Below are 15,125 nucleotides of genomic sequence, written 5' to 3'. Positions count from 1 at the left end.
GGAATCAAGATCGCAAAAATAATGAGAAAATAAAATAAAGGATAAACGGTCTAATCAATAAAAAATAACAAGGAAAAAAATGATTTTTTAATTTAATAGGGAAATTGACGATTGGTGGGTCGTGAAGGATTCGAACCTTCGACCAACGGATTAAAAGTCCGCTGCTCTACCGACTGAGCTAACGACCCTAAGTATATTTAGGCAGTTATATTTGATTGGTGGGTCGTGAAGGATTCGAACCTTCGACCAACGGATTAAAAGTCCGCTGCTCTACCGACTGAGCTAACGACCCTAAATATATTTAGGCAGTTACGTTTGATTGGTGGGTCGTGAAGGATTCGAACCTTCGACCAACGGATTAAAAGTCCGCTGCTCTACCGACTGAGCTAACGACCCAATGAACATCATTGCGTAACGGAGGCTTATAATACTGTTTTTATTTTAATAATCAATAAAAATTTTTAAATTTTTGTTTGTTTGAACGAATAACCAACAAATCAAAACAAAAGAGCTATAATGAATAGCAGAAAATAAAAAAGCCAAGCATAAGACTTGGCTTTTTTATTATAAATAATATTAGTATGCTAATACCGCACGACGGTTTTTCGCATAAGCTGCTTCAGTGTGGCCTAACTCAGCTGGTTTTTCTTCACCGTAAGAAACAGTTGAAACTTGACCTGCTTGAACACCTTTAGCAGATAAATAGTTTGCTACTGCGTCAGCACGACGTTGACCTAATGCAATGTTATACTCTGGTGTACCACGTTCGTCAGTGTTACCTTCAACTAATACTTTAGATGCTGGCGTTGCTGTTAAATATGCAGCGTGAGCATCTAAGATTTGTTGATATTCACCTTCGATGTTGTATTTATCGAATGCGAAGTAAACGGTGTTATAACGTTGTTGTAAATCTTGAACTGAGTAACCGCCAAAAGTTTGGGCAGTTGTTTCTGCAGCACTTTCATTTTTTGAAGAGCTACAAGCTGCTAATACAGCTACTGAGCCAGCTACAACTAATAATTTTGCAAAGTTTTTCATTAACTTTCTCCTAGTTTTTAGTTAAATATGGGGACCAAGCTGGAAATTTAACTTGCCCATCACTTCCCGGTAGGCGTGCTTTAAAACGCCCATCAGCAGAAACTAATTGTAGCACCTTTCCTAACCCTTGTGTAGAGCTATAAATAATCATAATTCCGTTTGGAGAGATGCTTGGACTTTCATCTAAGAAAGTCGAACTTAACATTTCAGTTTCACCTGTCGCAAGATCTTTTTTCATAATATGATCTGCGGCAATCATAATTAATGTACTGCCATCAGCAGAAATTTGTCCACTATAGGTGCGTCCTCCTGAGCTTAATAAGGTCGCGCCGCCACCATTTGCACTCATTTGATACACTTGTGGGGAACCGGCTCTATCAGAGGTAAAAATGATAGATTGTCCATTAGGCGACCATGCAGGTTCGGTGTTATTCCCTGAGCCACTCGTTAATTGTGAAACACTACCGCTGGCTAAATTCATCACATAGATATTTAAAACGCCATCTTTTGATGAAGCAAAGGCTAATCTTGAGCCATCAGGAGAAAACGCTGGGGCGCCATTATGTCCTTTAAATGAAGCTACTACACGGCGTGCGCCTGAACGTAAATCTTGCACAACAAGCTGAGATTTACGGTTTTCAAAAGAAACATAAGCGAGCTTATTTCCATCTGGTGACCAAGCAGGCGACATCAATGGCTGTGAACTTTGGGTAACAATAAATTGATTATGTCCATCATAATCGGCAACACGTACTTGATAAGGTTTAGAACCGCCATTTTTTTGTACAATATAAGCAATTTTGGTTCTAAATGCACCACGAATGCCCGTCAGTTTTTCAAAGACTTCATCGCTTACAGTATGTGCGCCTAAACGCATTGCACTGGCTGGAACAGCATATTGATTTTGTGCTAATACAGCCCCGGCATTACCTGATGCGCCAATCGTATCAACAAGTTGATAAGCAATGCTATATCCATTGCCATTTGGCGTAACTTGCCCAACAACAATGGCATCAATGCCTAAAGATGACCACGCATCAGGAGTAACCTCTGAGGCAGAAGTGGGTTGTTGTGGCATTCTTGATGTTGGAATTGGATTGAATTTGCCACTGTTGCGTAAATCTGCTGAAATAATTTCAGCTACATCTGTTGGCATTGAACCAGCACCATTCCATTTGAATGGTACGACGGCGATAGGACGCGCCCCATCCACCCCTTCATCAATAACGATTCGGACTTCATCATCAGCAAGTGCTGTATTTGCTAATAATATCCATAATATCGTTAATAATTGTGTTATACGAATAATCATTTTCATTTAATTCACCTTAGGTTTAATTATTGACCTAGTCGCCGATCATTTTAGATCAAAATCAATGATTGGCGTTCTATATTTATTATAAATTGCATCTGATGGTGCAGCTGGCACTCTTTTAGTTCTCGCCACCGCACTCATTGCTGCAGAACAAATATCATCAGGACCTGAAATCCGTTGATAATTTGAAATAGTCCCATCACGCTCTAACTGGATCTTAATACGGCAGGTTTTACCGGCAAAACTCGGATCTTTTAAGAAACGGCGCTGAATTTCTTTCTTAATTACGCCTGCATAGCGATCGCCTGTCTTACCGCCATCACCAGCACCTAAACCCGCTCCATTACCTTGACTTCCTTTTTTATTGGCATTGCCACCCACTTTAGCACTGCCGCCACCAATATCACCGCCATTGATGAAGTCATCTAGTGCAGATTGTTGTGCGCGACGTTTATCTGCTTCCGCTTTGGCTTTTGCTTCTGCTTTAGCTTTATCTGCTTTTGCCTTAGCCTCCGCTTTTGCTTTAGCATCAGCGTCTGCTTTCGCTTTAGCCGCAGCATCAGCCTTTGCCTTTTCGGCTTTCGCTTTTTGCTCTGCATCTGCTTTTGCTTTAGCCTCAGCCGCCGCTTTTTCCGCTTTTAACTTTGCCTCTTTTTCGGCTTGTTCCTTCGCTTTTTTGACTTGCTCAGCGGCTTTTGCTTTTGCTTCTTCTTCCGCTTTTTTAGCTTGTGCCGCTAAACGTTTTGCTTCAGCCTCGGCTTTCAGCTTTGCCGCTTCCGCTTCTTGTTTCGCTTTAGCTTCTAGTTGCTTCTGCTTTTCTAATGCAATGCGTGCTTGTTCTTCGCGTTGTCTTTGTTGTTCAGCCAGCTGTTCTTGCTGCTTTTTCAGTTCAAGCTGTCTTTGACGCTCTTGCTCACGCTGTTTTTCAAGCTGCTTTTGGCGTTCCAATTCTTGCTGACGCTTTTGTTCTTCTAGTTGTGCTTGTTTTTGCTCTTGTGGATCAGGCTCTTTTTGCTGTGGTTGAGTGGGTTTATCCACCTGACCTTTTTTCTGTTGTTGCAAACGTCCCCATTCCTGTGCGGCAGATCCCGTATCGACCATAACAGCACTGATGACATCGCCATCACCTTCACCGCCCCCCATTATTTCCACTTTGTAATAAAGAGAGCCAAGAATTAACAAGCCAAATAGAATAATGTGCAGAATAATTGAAATGGCAAATGCGCCAATTCCGTTATTTCGTTGATTATTACGCACAATAGACCTACTTACCTTAAATTGGGTTTGTCATTAATCCAACAGATTTTATCCCTGCTAGATGCAGTAAATTGAGTGCTTTAATCACTTCTTCATAAGGCACATCTTTTGCTCCGCCAACCAAGAACATTGTGTTGCTGTCTTTGTCATATTCTTGTTTAGCCATTTGGGTAACCATTTCTTCTGTGAGGTTTTCACTGCGTTCGCCACCAATGGAAAGGCTATATTGCCCAATACCCGAGACTTCTAAAATAACGGGGACTTTATCCTCATTAGACACGGATTGACTTTCTACCGCATCAGGTAATTCCACTTGCACACTTTGTGAAATAATCGGCGCTGTTGCCATAAAAATAAGCAACAGCACTAATAACACATCTAAAAATGGCACTATATTGATTTCAGATTTTATATCACGACGTTTACGACGATAAGACATCATTGCCTCTAAAAACTTTACTAAAAATTACCGCACTTTGTGCGACAGACTATTGATGACGACCAAAAACTTGACGATGCAAGATGGTAGTAAATTCATCAATAAAGTTACCATAATTTTGCTCAAGTTTATTCACGCGTAAACTTAAACGGTTATACGCCATCACCGCAGGAATAGCAGCAAATAAACCAATTGCTGTTGCAATCAAGGCTTCGGCGATGCCCGGTGCGACCATTTGTAAGGTCGCTTGTTTTGCACCACTTAATGCCATAAAGGCGTGCATAATTCCCCAAACCGTACCAAATAAGCCGATATATGGACTGATTGATGCGACGGTTGCCAAAAATGGAACACGTGTTTCCACATCTTCAATTTCACGGTTCATTGCTAAATTCATTGCACGGGTGCTACCTTGAATAATGGCTTCTGGCGCATCTGGATTCGCTTGTTTTAAGCGAGAAAACTCTTTAAACCCTACATAGAAAATTTGTTCGCTGCCTGTTAGTCCATCGCGGCGATTAGATAATCCGTCATATAATTTATTTAATTCTTCACCAGACCAAAAGCGATCTTCAAAGGTTGTTGAATCTTTTAACGCTTTTGTCAATATACGGCTACGTTGAATAATGATTGCCCAAGACATAATAGAAAATGCAATCAATATTACAATTACAATTTGAACCACAATACTGGCTTTTAAAAATAATTCCAAAAAGTTCAATTCACTGGTCATTTATCTCGCTCCAAGAAAGAGAATAAAAATAGGTGAGTGCCTATTTACACTTTAAATGCTGCTTTAATTTCCTGAGGAATCGCAGCGGGTTTCATTTTTGTGAGATCTACACACGCTACTTTGACTTCAGCGCTGCAAATCAGTACATCATTGCGTTTTATTTGCTGCAAAAACAAAATTGTTGCGCCTTTAATCGCACTTACTTCTGTTTCCACTGTTAATAAATCATCTAGCTTTGCAGCAAGACGATAATCAATCTGCATTGTTTTGACAACAAAGGCTAAATTATGTTCCTCAAGCAATGTCTGTTGAGAAAACCCTAATGCACGTAGATAATCGGTTCTGGCTCGCTCAAAAAAATGCAGATAGCGAGCGTGGTAAACAACACCACCAGCATCGGTATCTTCATAATAAACGCGTACGGGTAAAGAAAATCTTTGCATATATGGGCAAACCTGAGTTTGTTTAATCGTTCTTTTTTAATACAGAAAATTGCGCGTATTGTAGAGAGCTTAATCAGGATTAGCAAGAAATAAAGTGCGGTGCAAATTAAAAAGATTTTTACTTTATTTGTTAATATAAAAAAATTTGGCAAAAAAACACCGCACTTTAATTAATGAGAGAAAGCTGGCAAAAGGAAATTGTAGATTAAAGCAACAATTCCGACGACATAACCAATATAAGGAAAAAATAAAAGTTTCCAAATGGTCGCCCGAATTTCAAACCCAATGCCGTGAATCCATAAAATAACCGTTGCCCACAAAATAAACATTACCCAAATAGGTGCTGTCGTTCTTAATTGTGTGACAAATCCATTGATATTAAAGAAAAAACAGAGGGTTAATGCGATAGCCAAGATCAACGAAAGGGCTCGCCAAGAGCCCTTATTTACTAAATGATACGCTTTATTAATCATTGACTTACTCGTCAAACTTACCTGTTTTTTCAATGCCAATGGTGATCACTGCACTTAGCATTATGGCAAACAAGACACCCACTACCCATAAAACATAAAACATAATTTCGCTCCTTAGTATAATGAGTTTTTGTTGTCTTCGATGAAATCACTGTCCAAACGACCAAACATTTTGATATATGACCAAATGGTATAAGACAATAAGATCACCACAAACACTAATGCAAAACCAAACATTAAGGTTAAGGTTAATTCGCTTGATGTGGAATCCCACATTAATAGGCTCATATCAGGGTGAGAGCTTGATGGCATTACAAATGGGAACATTGCTACACCACAAGTTAAGATCACACCAGCCATAGTTAATGATGAGAATAAGAAGGCAAATCCACAACGGTTTGCTTTCGATGCCAATACATTTAATAATGCACCACCTACTGCTAGAGCAGGGAAGATGAACAATACTGGAGCATCAAAATAATTTTTAAACCAAGCACTTGCCTCAACCGCAACCTGTTTATTCAATGGCGATGATGGGGCATTGTGATCAATCACACTGGTTACCACATAGCCGTCTTTAAAGTACAACCATACCCCTGCTAACACAAAGGTAATTAAGGTTACCATTGCACCCACTTGGGTAATCACTCTTGCACGCTCACGCAATTCAGAAGTGGTTTTTAATTGTAACCACGCTCCACCTTGGGTAATAAGCATTGACAAGCTGATTAAACCACAAAGTAATGCAAATGGGTTTAATAATTCAAAGAATGATCCAGTGTAGAAAATTTGTTGCATATCATTGAAGTAGAATGGTACGCCTTGCAACAAGTTACCAAAAGCCACACCAAATACAACGGATGGCACAAATCCACCAATGAATAAGCCCCAATCCCAAGCCTTACGCCATACAGGATTATCAATTTTCGCGCGATATTCTAATCCAACTGGGCGGAAGAATAATGCGGCTAATACTAAAATCATTGCAATAAAGAAACCAGAAAATGAGGTTGCATAAACAATTGGCCAAGCCGCAAACATTGCGCCGCCAGCCGTTAATAACCACACTTGGTTTCCGTCCCAGTGGGGAGCGATTGAGTTGATCATAATACGTTTTTCCACTTCTTTTTTACCCGCAAAAGGAAGAAGGGTTAAAACGCCCATATCAAATCCATCGGTTACTACGAAACCAATCAGTAATACACCAACGAGAACCCACCAAGCAAAACGTAGAAATTCGTAATCAATCATAGTTAGGCTCCTGCTTATTTAGATGATTGTTCAAAATAGTAACGACCTGTTTTTAATGCACTCGGACCAAGACGAGCATATTTAAACATTAAATACATTTCTACTACTAAGAAGATTGTGTAAAGTGCGCAAATTAAACCAATTGAGAACCAAAGATCGCCTTTAGTCAAATTCGAGGCCGCTACACCAACTGGTAACATATCATAAACTGCCCAAGGCTGACGACCGTATTCCGCTAAAAACCACCCACTTTCAATTGCAAACCACGGTAATGGAAGTCCCCATAATATGGCTTTTAACAATAATGGGCTACGGCCAACGGTTTTACGTACGTTTTGTACGACAGCGGCAAGCATTAGAAGGAGAATTAAACCGCCTGATGCCATCATTACACGGAATGACCAGAACGTTGGCCCAACTTTTGGCACTGTATCTGCAACAGCTTGTTTGATTTGTTCTTCTGTCGCATCAACCACTTTATCTGTATAACGTTTTAACAATAAGCCATAGCCTAAATCATTACGTACAGCATTGAATTGTGCTTTGGTTTCTTCATTAACTTGGCCTGTCGCCTTTTTCTCTGCTCTTAATTTCTCAAGTAAATCATAAGCGATCATACCTTGGCGTACACGTTGTTCATTTTTCTCAACGATGTCATTGATCCCTGCAAAGGTTTTATCAAAAGAGCGGGTTACGATAATTCCAGCGGCATAAGGAATTTGTAAGGCAAAATCATTGCGTTTTTCAGCTTGATTTGGAATAACAATCGCATTCCAACTTGCTGGAGCCGGTTCAGTATGCCATTCCCCTTCCATCGCAGCTAATTTCATTGGTTGTTTTTGACCAATTTCATAACCAGATTCATCACCCATAATTAACACCGACACAACAGCAATCATACCGAATACCGATGCGACAGAGAAAGAACGCTTCGCAAAGCCAATATCACGACCTTTTAAGATGTAATAGGCGCTAATAGCTAACACAAAGAATGCACCAGATACATAGCCAGCTGATAAAGTATGTAAGAATTTACTTTGTGCAACAGGGTTCAACCAAAGTTCCATAAAGCTGGTCATTTCCATTCGCATTGTTTCAAAATTAAATTCTGAACCAACAGGAGATTGCATCCAACCATTTGCTACTAAGATCCACATTGCAGAGAGGTTAGAACCAAAGGCAACACAGTAAGTTGCAAGTAAATGCTTACCTTTTGATAAACGATCCCAGCCAAAGAAAAATAATCCGACAAACGTGGATTCTAAGAAGAAGGCTAAGAGTGCTTCAATTGCCAATGGCGCACCAAAAATATCGCCTACATAGTGGGAATAATATGACCAGTTAGTCCCAAACTGGAATTCCATTGTAATACCAGTTGTTACCCCAAGAGCAAAGTTAATACCAAATAACTTACCCCAGAATTTTGTCATATCTTTGTAAACTTCTTTGCCTGTTGCCACGTATAAGGTTTCCATTATTACCAGAACAAAAGATAAACCTAACGTTAATGGCACAAACAAAAAGTGATATAACGCAGTTAAAGCAAACTGCAATCTAGAGAGTTCAACAACGTCTAACATCTCAACTCCTTGTAAATGCTACAAGTTCTTCATTAATGATTACTTTGTAACCACCCCAATTTCTTAAAGGATTGCCCTTAAGCTCAATTAATTGAATTATCTTCAACAGTAACTATCCAGATAACTCAAGATCGGTATGTATTCTACTACTAAAAGTGTGGATAAAAAATAGCAAATAATGTAACACCGATCACATTTTTTAGATTTACATCAAAAATAAACCCATAGAAAGTATGCGTTTTTTTGACAGGGTTCAAATTATAGTTTCTCTTAACATTTTTACAACAAGAATTGTGTGTTGCCTCGCAAAATAGAATAAAAAACGATGAATAACTAGACTTTCCTCCCAGATTTTGCTAACTTTCGCAAAGCTCATTTTTTATTATATGTTTACAGATTTGAAAATAAGGGAGTTTTAATGAAAATAATGAAGGGAATGATGTTGGTAGCAACACTGGCTGTAACCGCATTGATGAGCGTTTCAATTTCAGCAGCGCCACAACAAACAGAAAAAAATATCCTCCCTCAGCAATGCGCTAAACTCTTCAAAGAAACAGAAAACCTCATTGCTGAAGCGGAAAAACAACCAGGTACACACACTCAGTTGAATAAAATTAAGAGTAAACTAAATCAAAGTAAAAAGCAGATCCTTGAAATGGAACTTGCAACCCAAATGAAAAGTTGTGATGCGGCACTAGCGAGACTTGCCTCTAAACAACAAAATACACTTTAATAACATTAATAATTAAAAAGGCTTGTTACAAAACAAGCCTTTTATGTTATCTCAGATAGCCGTTTATTCTTCCTGCAAAACCACTTTGCCAATATAGCCCAAATTCCGATAACGTTGTGCATAATCAATGCCATAGCCCACAACAAACTCATCAGGAATAGTGAACCCCACCCAATCTACTGGCACTTCCACTTCACGGCGTGAAGGTTTATCCAATAGCGTACAGATACGTAATGACGCAGGATCACGCAGTTTTAGCATTTCACGCACTTTTTGCAGGGTGTAACCGGTATCAATAATATCTTCTACAATGAGAACCTGTTCGTTACGAATATCGCCATCAAGATCCTTGCTAATTTTCACATCGTGATTGGTTGTCATTCCACTACCATAGCTTGTCGTGGTCATAAATTCTACTTCCACAGGTAAATCAATTTCACGTACCAAATCAGCCATAAACATAAATGAGCCACGTAGCAAACCAACCACAATCAACTTTTCCACTTGTTGCTGATGGTAATATTGAGTAATCTCGCGCCCCAATTCACCAATTCTAGTACGCACATCTTGTTCCGAAATCATCACATCTACATAGTGTTTTTTCATTATTAATTTACCTTTAAGCACCCAATGGCACAAATGATCGAGTTAAAAACGGCGAAATTGTAGCAAAAAAAAGGCCGAGATATAAGTCTCAGCCTTTTAAATACCCTAACGAATTTACTTTCTACTCTACTTGTTTGGAGCATCTTAAAAATGAATGATCATTTTTAATAACAATACTTAACAAACAGGGGCATTTTAACAAACTAAAAAACAATGTCAATAAGAATAATTCTCATTTGTAAATTAATTTCCTGATACTTTCATTCTTTCTAACAAAATCGACCCTGTTTGAATATTAGAGCGGTGTTCCACATCATCTGCCACTGCGATAATTTGCTTAAACATTTCAGGGAGCAAGCCAGCAATAGTAATTTCTGCCACAGGATACTGAATTTCCCCCTTTTCAACCCAAAAACCTGATGCACCACGAGAGTAATCACCCGTGACTAAATTTACCCCTTGCCCCATTAAATCCGTAACAAGTAAGCCTGTTCCCATTTCTTTCAAGAGTGCGGGTAAACCACCTTGCAAATTCGGGGTTACTTGCCAATTATGAATACCGCCAGCGTGTCCTGTACTTTGCATACCAAGTTTTCGTCCACTGTAACTGGTTAATAAATAGGTTTGCAAAATACCTTGCTCAATGATTTCCCTATCTCGGGTTCGCACCCCCTCACTATCAAAAGGAGAGGAGGCCAATTTGCCGATTAAATGTGGGCGCTCACTAATGTGAAACCAATCTGGCAAAATAGGTTTTCTTAAAGCATCTAACAAAAAGCTCGCTTTGCGATATAAACTGCCACCACTAATCGCCGCCGTTAAATGGCTAATCAGCCCTGTGGCGACATCATTTAGAAAGATCACTGGCACTTCTTGAGTCGCAATTTTTTGCGGATTGAGGCGTGATAAGGCTTTTTTCGCCGCATTTTCACCCACCCAAGCGGGATTTTCTAATTTATCGGGATAACGCGAAACCGTATATTCGTAATCACGCTCAAGCTGATCATTGTCAGCGGCGATCATTGAACAAGAAAGGGAATAACGGCTAGACAAATAGCTTTGTAACATTCCATAACTATTACCATAAACTCGCACACCTGTATGAGAATTAAAAGCGGCTCCTTCACTATTTACAATGCGTTCATCATAATCTAACGCCGTTTTTTCCACCTGTAACGCTAACGCAGCCGCCTGATCCACATCAATTTCAGCAGGATGATAAAGAGATAAATCTGGTGCCTCAAACGCCATTAAATCGCGATCAGCCAAACCGGCACAATCATCAGGTGAGGTATATTTCGCAATGGCAAGTGCTGCCTCCACGGCATTTTTTATTGCCACAGGGCTTAAATCCGAAGTGGAAGCGTTGCCTTTTTGTTGTCCTAAATAAACCGAAATGCCTAATGCGCCATCATTATTAAATTCCACATTTTCAATTTCTTGCAAACGCGTGGAAACAGAAAGCCCATTCACTTTGGTCACAGCGACTTCAGCACTAGCCCCAGCTTTTGTTGCAATATCAATGGCATAACTTACAGCCTCACGTAATTCTTGCTCTTGCTGTTTTAAAAGTGCGGTGGAATTTTGTTGCATTTTTTTAACCTCTTATCAAAATTTGCCGTATTTTATCCCATTTTCCCTTATCTCGCTAATTTAGACGAAATTATGCTACACTAACGGCTATTTAATGCATTTCGATTTAGGAAACCCTTATGGCAAAACGTAAGAAAGAACAATTTGATTGGGAAGATGACGAACAAGAAGAGATTATTTGGGTAAGTAAAAGTGAAATAAAACGCGACGCAGAAGCGTTAAAACAGCTTGGTGAAAAATTAGTTAATCTGACTAAAACAAACTTGGAAAAAATACCACTGGAAGAAAATATTCTTGATGCGATTGAACTTGCCCAACGTTTACAAAAAGAAGCCAAGCGTCGCCAATTACAATATATTGGCAAACTGCTACGCCAGATTGATACCACGGCTATTCAAGAAGCGTTGGATAAAATAGAAAATAAGCACAACCACCAACAAGCCTTACTGCACAAATTAGAATTATTGCGTGATGAACTTATTATCAAAGGGGATGAAGTATTAGGCGACGTCCTGAATGATTATCCTAATGCGGATCGCCAGCATTTGCGTAACTTAATCCGTGCCGCCCAAAAAGAAAAAGCACAAAACAAACCACCAAAAGCCTATCGTGAACTCTTTCAATACTTGAAAGCATTAGCGATTGAAGAATAATTTCGAATATCTCAATAAAAATGGCACGTTAATGTGCCATTTTAGTTTCGAATGTTACTTACCTATTTCTTCGGCGCTTGCATAAAGCGGAAGAAGTCGCTGTCTGGTTTGAGAATCAGCATATTGTTTGATTCTGCAAAACTTTTTTCGTAGGCTTTCATACTACGCACAAAGCTGTAAAACTCAGGTTCTTGCGCAAAGGCATCGGCATAGAGTTTAGCGGCGGCGGCATCACCGTTACCGCGCAATTCTTGTGCCGTTTTATTGGCGGTGGCCAGAATTACCGTAACTTTACGATCCACATCGGCTTGGATAAATGCGGCTTTTTCTTTACCTTGTGAACGATGCTCACGGGCTACTGCATCACGCTCTGCACGCATACGCTGGTAAATTGATGAAGACACTTCATCAGGGAGATTGATTTGTTTTACTCGTACATCAACCACTTCAATCCCTAATTCTGAGGTGCTATCTTGCCCTGTATTCAAGGCTTTGCGTGCTCCAACCATTAATTCGCCGCGTGTCCCTGACACAATGTCTTTAATGGTGCGTGAACCCACTTCAGAGCGTAAACGGTCATTCACTTTACGGCGTAATAAATTGGACGCTTGAGTATAATCGCCGCCACCTGTTGCGGTGAAGAAACGGCCAAAATCACTGATTCGCCATTTCACATAAGAATCCACTAAGAGATCCTTTTTCTCAACGGTAACAAAGCGATCTGGCGCACCATCAAGGGTGCGAATGCGGGCATCTAACACTTTCATTGAATCAATAAAGGGGATTTTGAAATGTAAACCCGGTTCATAGACAACCACTTTATTGTCTGAATCACGATGAACCTTGCCGAAACGCAACATAATGCCACGCGTGCCTTCATCAACAATCACAAGGCTAGAATAAATCACCGCGAGCAATACCAGTAAAATAGGGGTTAAAATTTTACGCATTAGTTAAATCTCCCTTGGCGGTTTTCAGATGATTGTTGATCGTTCTCACTGTTGGAAAAACGGCGAGTATCGGAATAAATTTCCTGATTTTTCACCGCACTTTGTGAATTTGATGAATTAGGTGCGGTGCTTTTTTCGCTATTTTTTTGCGATAAAATTTTATCCAACGGTAACACACTTAAATTATTGTTGCTATCTAGCAAGACTTTCGGCGTGTTTGCCATCACTTTTTCCATCGTTTGAATATATAAGCGATCACGCAATAATTGCGGTGCTGCTTTAAATTCAGGTAAGAGACGCTGGAAACGTTCTACTTCCCCTTGCGCATTTAACACCACTTGATCTTTATAGGCAGTAGCTTCTTCGATAATACGTTGTGCATTACCACGTGCGATAGGCTCTTGCTCACGGGCATAAGCTTCAGCTTCACGAATGTAGCGCTGTTCATCTTCTTGTGCTTTGATCGCATCATCAAACGCCGCTTTGACTTCTTCTGGCGGACGGGCTGATTGGAAGTTTACATCAAGCACTTCTAGTCCCATATCATAAGGCTGAATAATGCCATTTAAGGCTTTCCAAGTGTCTTCACGCACAATTGAACGCCCTGTGGTTAAAATATCATCCATTGACATATGTCCGATCACATAACGCAAGGCACTGTCGGTAGCTTGGTTTAGGCTATCGTCAGCATTGGTCACGCTGAATAAATATTTCGCTGGATCACTCACGCGATATTGTACGGTCATTTCTACTTTCACCATATTTTCATCGCGGGTAAGCATTGCACCTTGAGTTTTCAATTCTTTCACTTGTTCTACATTGACGGGAATGACTTTATCCACGAAAGTCGGTTTCCAGTTCAAACCCGGTTGGACGATTTTTTCCAATTCGCCAAAGCGTAGCACAACACCTCGTTCCGCTTCTTTCACGGTATAAAACCCACTCACGCCCCAAACAATCGCACCAATCACCGCGGCAACAGGTAACAATTTACCTAAGCCGAATGACAGGCCTTTGCCGCCGCCATTATGGTTGCCACCATTTTGGCCACCACCGAGTTTTTTCAATAAATTACTAAAGACTTCTTCAAGATCAGGTGGGGATTGTTCCTGCTTATTGCGCTTATCCCATTGGTTATTTGGATCGGATTTGTTATCCGATTGATTTGGGTTACTCCCTGGTTTTCCCCAAGGATCTTGATCTGAACCATTAAAGGACATTCTTTTCTCCATTTGTCAAAAAATTGTTACAAGTCTAAACAAAATAATAGGTGAAGTCTAGGGCGGATTGCCTGCTTTCCCTTCCCCTTAAGCCGTCAAAAATCCGTTAAAGTGCGGTTCACTTTATAGCAAATTTTTTGCCTTAATTCAGTGGGAATTAAGCCTTCATCACTCCAATAAAAATAATGTGCTGTTGTAAGGACTTCATTAGCAAAAACGGCCAAATAAAAGGGCAATTCTTGCGTAAATATGGCTTCCCCTTGTGGGCAATGCGCAGAAAATAATTGCAAATCATCTGCTTGGTGATCCACTTCAGACAATTTTACAATGCCAACCCCTTGAGATTTCAGCAGTGCTTCGCGCAAACACCAAATACGATAAAAGGCGTTTTTTTTATCAGGCTGTTTGGCAAACCATTGCTGTTCTTGTTCAGAGGCAAAATAGCCAAGCAAGGCAGCATAATCTCGGGCTTTTTGCGGAAATTCAATATCAATTCCTACCGCACTTTGCTTTTGGCTTGCTTTTTCATTCACGCTTAGCATCACCGCCACCCAATCTCCCGAATGGCTAATATTAAAATCAATCGTGGGGTCAGGAAAATAAGGACGCAGGCTTTGGCTGTAAGCAATCTGAGATAAAAGTGCGGTGGAAATTTTTGCTTTTTTTAATAATTGCCATAGTAAAAAATGCGCCACCCAACGGCAACGATAACGTTGCAGCAAACGCGGTTGTTCAGGCGGTGTTTGACGCAATTTGGGCGTGAGTAATGCTGTTGGAATTTGCTCGAAAGGATAAGACTGATGAATATTTCCCCACGCAATAAAAATGCTCATTGATGCTC

Annotated in this window: 17 protein-coding genes and 3 tRNA genes; 2 read left to right on the top strand and 18 right to left on the bottom strand. The window is 40.1% G+C overall.

Going from position 1 to position 15,125, the window contains the following annotated elements; genetic code table 11:
* Nucleotides 1–112: 112 nt before the first annotated feature.
* From L4F92_RS02825 to L4F92_RS02765, 13 genes are all read right to left on the bottom strand, one after another.
* Nucleotides 113–188 (bottom strand) — tRNA-Lys (locus tag L4F92_RS02825).
* A 28-nt stretch (nucleotides 189–216) separates the two neighbouring features.
* Nucleotides 217–292: transfer RNA gene (locus L4F92_RS02820), tRNA-Lys, on the bottom strand.
* A gap of 28 nt (nucleotides 293–320) precedes the next feature.
* Nucleotides 321–396, bottom strand: a tRNA-Lys gene (locus L4F92_RS02815).
* 180 nt (nucleotides 397–576) lie between these two features.
* On the bottom strand, nucleotides 577–1,038 hold the full coding sequence (gene pal / locus L4F92_RS02810; RefSeq protein WP_250350885.1) for a peptidoglycan-associated lipoprotein Pal: 462 nt from the start codon (nucleotides 1,036–1,038) through the stop codon (nucleotides 577–579).
* Nucleotides 1,039–1,048: 10 nt separating this feature from the next.
* On the bottom strand, nucleotides 1,049–2,356 hold the full coding sequence (gene tolB / locus L4F92_RS02805; RefSeq protein ID WP_250364132.1) for a Tol-Pal system beta propeller repeat protein TolB: 1,308 nt from the start codon (nucleotides 2,354–2,356) through the stop codon (nucleotides 1,049–1,051).
* Nucleotides 2,357–2,395: 39 nt separating this feature from the next.
* Entirely contained in the window at nucleotides 2,396–3,610 is a 1,215-nt protein-coding gene (gene tolA / locus L4F92_RS02800; RefSeq protein WP_250364131.1) for a cell envelope integrity protein TolA, read from the bottom strand.
* Between the two features lie 16 nt (nucleotides 3,611–3,626).
* Complete coding sequence (gene tolR / locus L4F92_RS02795; protein WP_250351601.1) at nucleotides 3,627–4,049, bottom strand: colicin uptake protein TolR; 423 nt, start codon at nucleotides 4,047–4,049, stop codon at nucleotides 3,627–3,629.
* A 49-nt stretch (nucleotides 4,050–4,098) separates the two neighbouring features.
* Entirely contained in the window at nucleotides 4,099–4,782 is a 684-nt protein-coding gene (gene tolQ, locus L4F92_RS02790; RefSeq protein ID WP_250350888.1) for a protein TolQ, read from the bottom strand.
* A 44-nt stretch (nucleotides 4,783–4,826) separates the two neighbouring features.
* The gene (ybgC, locus tag L4F92_RS02785; RefSeq protein ID WP_250350889.1) at nucleotides 4,827–5,225 is read right to left on the bottom strand and encodes a tol-pal system-associated acyl-CoA thioesterase; all 399 of its coding nucleotides are present in this window, start codon (nucleotides 5,223–5,225) and stop codon (nucleotides 4,827–4,829) included.
* Between the two features lie 170 nt (nucleotides 5,226–5,395).
* On the bottom strand, nucleotides 5,396–5,698 hold the full coding sequence (gene ybgE / locus L4F92_RS02780) for a cyd operon protein YbgE (RefSeq protein WP_250364130.1): 303 nt from the start codon (nucleotides 5,696–5,698) through the stop codon (nucleotides 5,396–5,398).
* A gap of 4 nt (nucleotides 5,699–5,702) precedes the next feature.
* Complete coding sequence (locus L4F92_RS02775; protein ID WP_103853713.1) at nucleotides 5,703–5,801, bottom strand: cytochrome bd oxidase small subunit, CydX/CbdX family; 99 nt, start codon at nucleotides 5,799–5,801, stop codon at nucleotides 5,703–5,705.
* 11 nt (nucleotides 5,802–5,812) lie between these two features.
* The gene (gene cydB / locus L4F92_RS02770) at nucleotides 5,813–6,949 is read right to left on the bottom strand and encodes a cytochrome d ubiquinol oxidase subunit II (RefSeq protein WP_250364129.1); all 1,137 of its coding nucleotides are present in this window, start codon (nucleotides 6,947–6,949) and stop codon (nucleotides 5,813–5,815) included.
* Nucleotides 6,950–6,963: 14 nt separating this feature from the next.
* Nucleotides 6,964–8,529, bottom strand: coding sequence for a cytochrome ubiquinol oxidase subunit I (locus L4F92_RS02765; protein ID WP_250364128.1), 1,566 nt, complete (start codon nucleotides 8,527–8,529; stop codon nucleotides 6,964–6,966).
* Between the two features lie 427 nt (nucleotides 8,530–8,956).
* Here L4F92_RS02765 and L4F92_RS02760 point away from each other — a divergent pair, with 427 nt between their 5' ends.
* Nucleotides 8,957–9,262, top strand: a complete 306-nt coding sequence (locus L4F92_RS02760) for a DUF5339 domain-containing protein (protein ID WP_250351602.1) — start codon at nucleotides 8,957–8,959, stop codon at nucleotides 9,260–9,262.
* Nucleotides 9,263–9,325: 63 nt separating this feature from the next.
* Here the strand turns inward: L4F92_RS02760 and hpt are convergent, their stop codons facing one another.
* Together hpt and pmbA are read right to left on the bottom strand one after the other, a co-directional pair.
* Nucleotides 9,326–9,868, bottom strand: coding sequence for a hypoxanthine phosphoribosyltransferase (gene hpt, locus L4F92_RS02755; RefSeq protein WP_250364127.1), 543 nt, complete (start codon nucleotides 9,866–9,868; stop codon nucleotides 9,326–9,328).
* Between the two features lie 243 nt (nucleotides 9,869–10,111).
* Nucleotides 10,112–11,461, bottom strand: coding sequence for a metalloprotease PmbA (pmbA, locus tag L4F92_RS02750; RefSeq protein ID WP_250364126.1), 1,350 nt, complete (start codon nucleotides 11,459–11,461; stop codon nucleotides 10,112–10,114).
* Between the two features lie 119 nt (nucleotides 11,462–11,580).
* Here pmbA and yjgA point away from each other — a divergent pair, with 119 nt between their 5' ends.
* Complete coding sequence (gene yjgA / locus L4F92_RS02745) at nucleotides 11,581–12,114, top strand: ribosome biogenesis factor YjgA (protein ID WP_250364125.1); 534 nt, start codon at nucleotides 11,581–11,583, stop codon at nucleotides 12,112–12,114.
* 62 nt (nucleotides 12,115–12,176) lie between these two features.
* On the opposite strand, the gene hflC is transcribed toward yjgA, so the two are convergent.
* The 3 genes from hflC to L4F92_RS02730 form a co-directional block, all read right to left on the bottom strand.
* Nucleotides 12,177–13,064, bottom strand: coding sequence for a protease modulator HflC (gene hflC, locus L4F92_RS02740; RefSeq protein WP_250364124.1), 888 nt, complete (start codon nucleotides 13,062–13,064; stop codon nucleotides 12,177–12,179).
* Nucleotides 13,064–14,284, bottom strand: coding sequence for an FtsH protease activity modulator HflK (hflK, locus tag L4F92_RS02735; RefSeq protein WP_250364123.1), 1,221 nt, complete (start codon nucleotides 14,282–14,284; stop codon nucleotides 13,064–13,066). Before hflK ends, hflC begins: the two co-directional genes overlap by 1 nt.
* 95 nt (nucleotides 14,285–14,379) lie before the next feature.
* Nucleotides 14,380–15,117 (bottom strand): 4'-phosphopantetheinyl transferase family protein, encoded by a 738-nt coding sequence (locus L4F92_RS02730; protein ID WP_250364122.1) that lies wholly within the window; start codon nucleotides 15,115–15,117, stop codon nucleotides 14,380–14,382.
* Between the last annotated feature and the right edge of the window lie 8 nt (nucleotides 15,118–15,125).

The sequence above is a fragment of the Avibacterium sp. 21-595 genome (assembly GCF_023611905.1).
GTDB lineage: Bacteria > Pseudomonadota > Gammaproteobacteria > Enterobacterales > Pasteurellaceae > Avibacterium.
The sequence above is the reverse complement of the archived record's forward strand: the minus strand, read 5'-3'. Positions and strand labels throughout refer to the sequence as shown.

Coding starts and splice junctions, on each gene's coding strand:
- pal (WP_250350885.1), bottom strand. CDS start 1,038: ATGAAAAACTTTGCAAAATTATTAGTTGTAGCTGGCTCAGTAGCTGTA.
- tolB (WP_250364132.1), bottom strand. CDS start 2,356: ATGAAAATGATTATTCGTATAACACAATTATTAACGATATTATGGATA.
- tolR (WP_250351601.1), bottom strand. CDS start 4,049: ATGTCTTATCGTCGTAAACGTCGTGATATAAAATCTGAAATCAATATA.
- tolQ (WP_250350888.1), bottom strand. CDS start 4,782: ATGACCAGTGAATTGAACTTTTTGGAATTATTTTTAAAAGCCAGTATT.
- ybgC (WP_250350889.1), bottom strand. CDS start 5,225: ATGCAAAGATTTTCTTTACCCGTACGCGTTTATTATGAAGATACCGAT.
- ybgE (WP_250364130.1), bottom strand. CDS start 5,698: ATGATTAATAAAGCGTATCATTTAGTAAATAAGGGCTCTTGGCGAGCC.
- L4F92_RS02775 (WP_103853713.1), bottom strand. CDS start 5,801: ATGTTTTATGTTTTATGGGTAGTGGGTGTCTTGTTTGCCATAATGCTA.
- cydB (WP_250364129.1), bottom strand. CDS start 6,949: ATGATTGATTACGAATTTCTACGTTTTGCTTGGTGGGTTCTCGTTGGT.
- L4F92_RS02765 (WP_250364128.1), bottom strand. CDS start 8,529: ATGTTAGACGTTGTTGAACTCTCTAGATTGCAGTTTGCTTTAACTGCG.
- L4F92_RS02760 (WP_250351602.1), top strand. CDS start 8,957: ATGAAGGGAATGATGTTGGTAGCAACACTGGCTGTAACCGCATTGATG.
- hpt (WP_250364127.1), bottom strand. CDS start 9,868: ATGAAAAAACACTATGTAGATGTGATGATTTCGGAACAAGATGTGCGT.
- pmbA (WP_250364126.1), bottom strand. CDS start 11,461: ATGCAACAAAATTCCACCGCACTTTTAAAACAGCAAGAGCAAGAATTA.
- yjgA (WP_250364125.1), top strand. CDS start 11,581: ATGGCAAAACGTAAGAAAGAACAATTTGATTGGGAAGATGACGAACAA.
- hflC (WP_250364124.1), bottom strand. CDS start 13,064: ATGCGTAAAATTTTAACCCCTATTTTACTGGTATTGCTCGCGGTGATT.
- hflK (WP_250364123.1), bottom strand. CDS start 14,284: ATGTCCTTTAATGGTTCAGATCAAGATCCTTGGGGAAAACCAGGGAGT.
- L4F92_RS02730 (WP_250364122.1), bottom strand. CDS start 15,117: ATGAGCATTTTTATTGCGTGGGGAAATATTCATCAGTCTTATCCTTTC.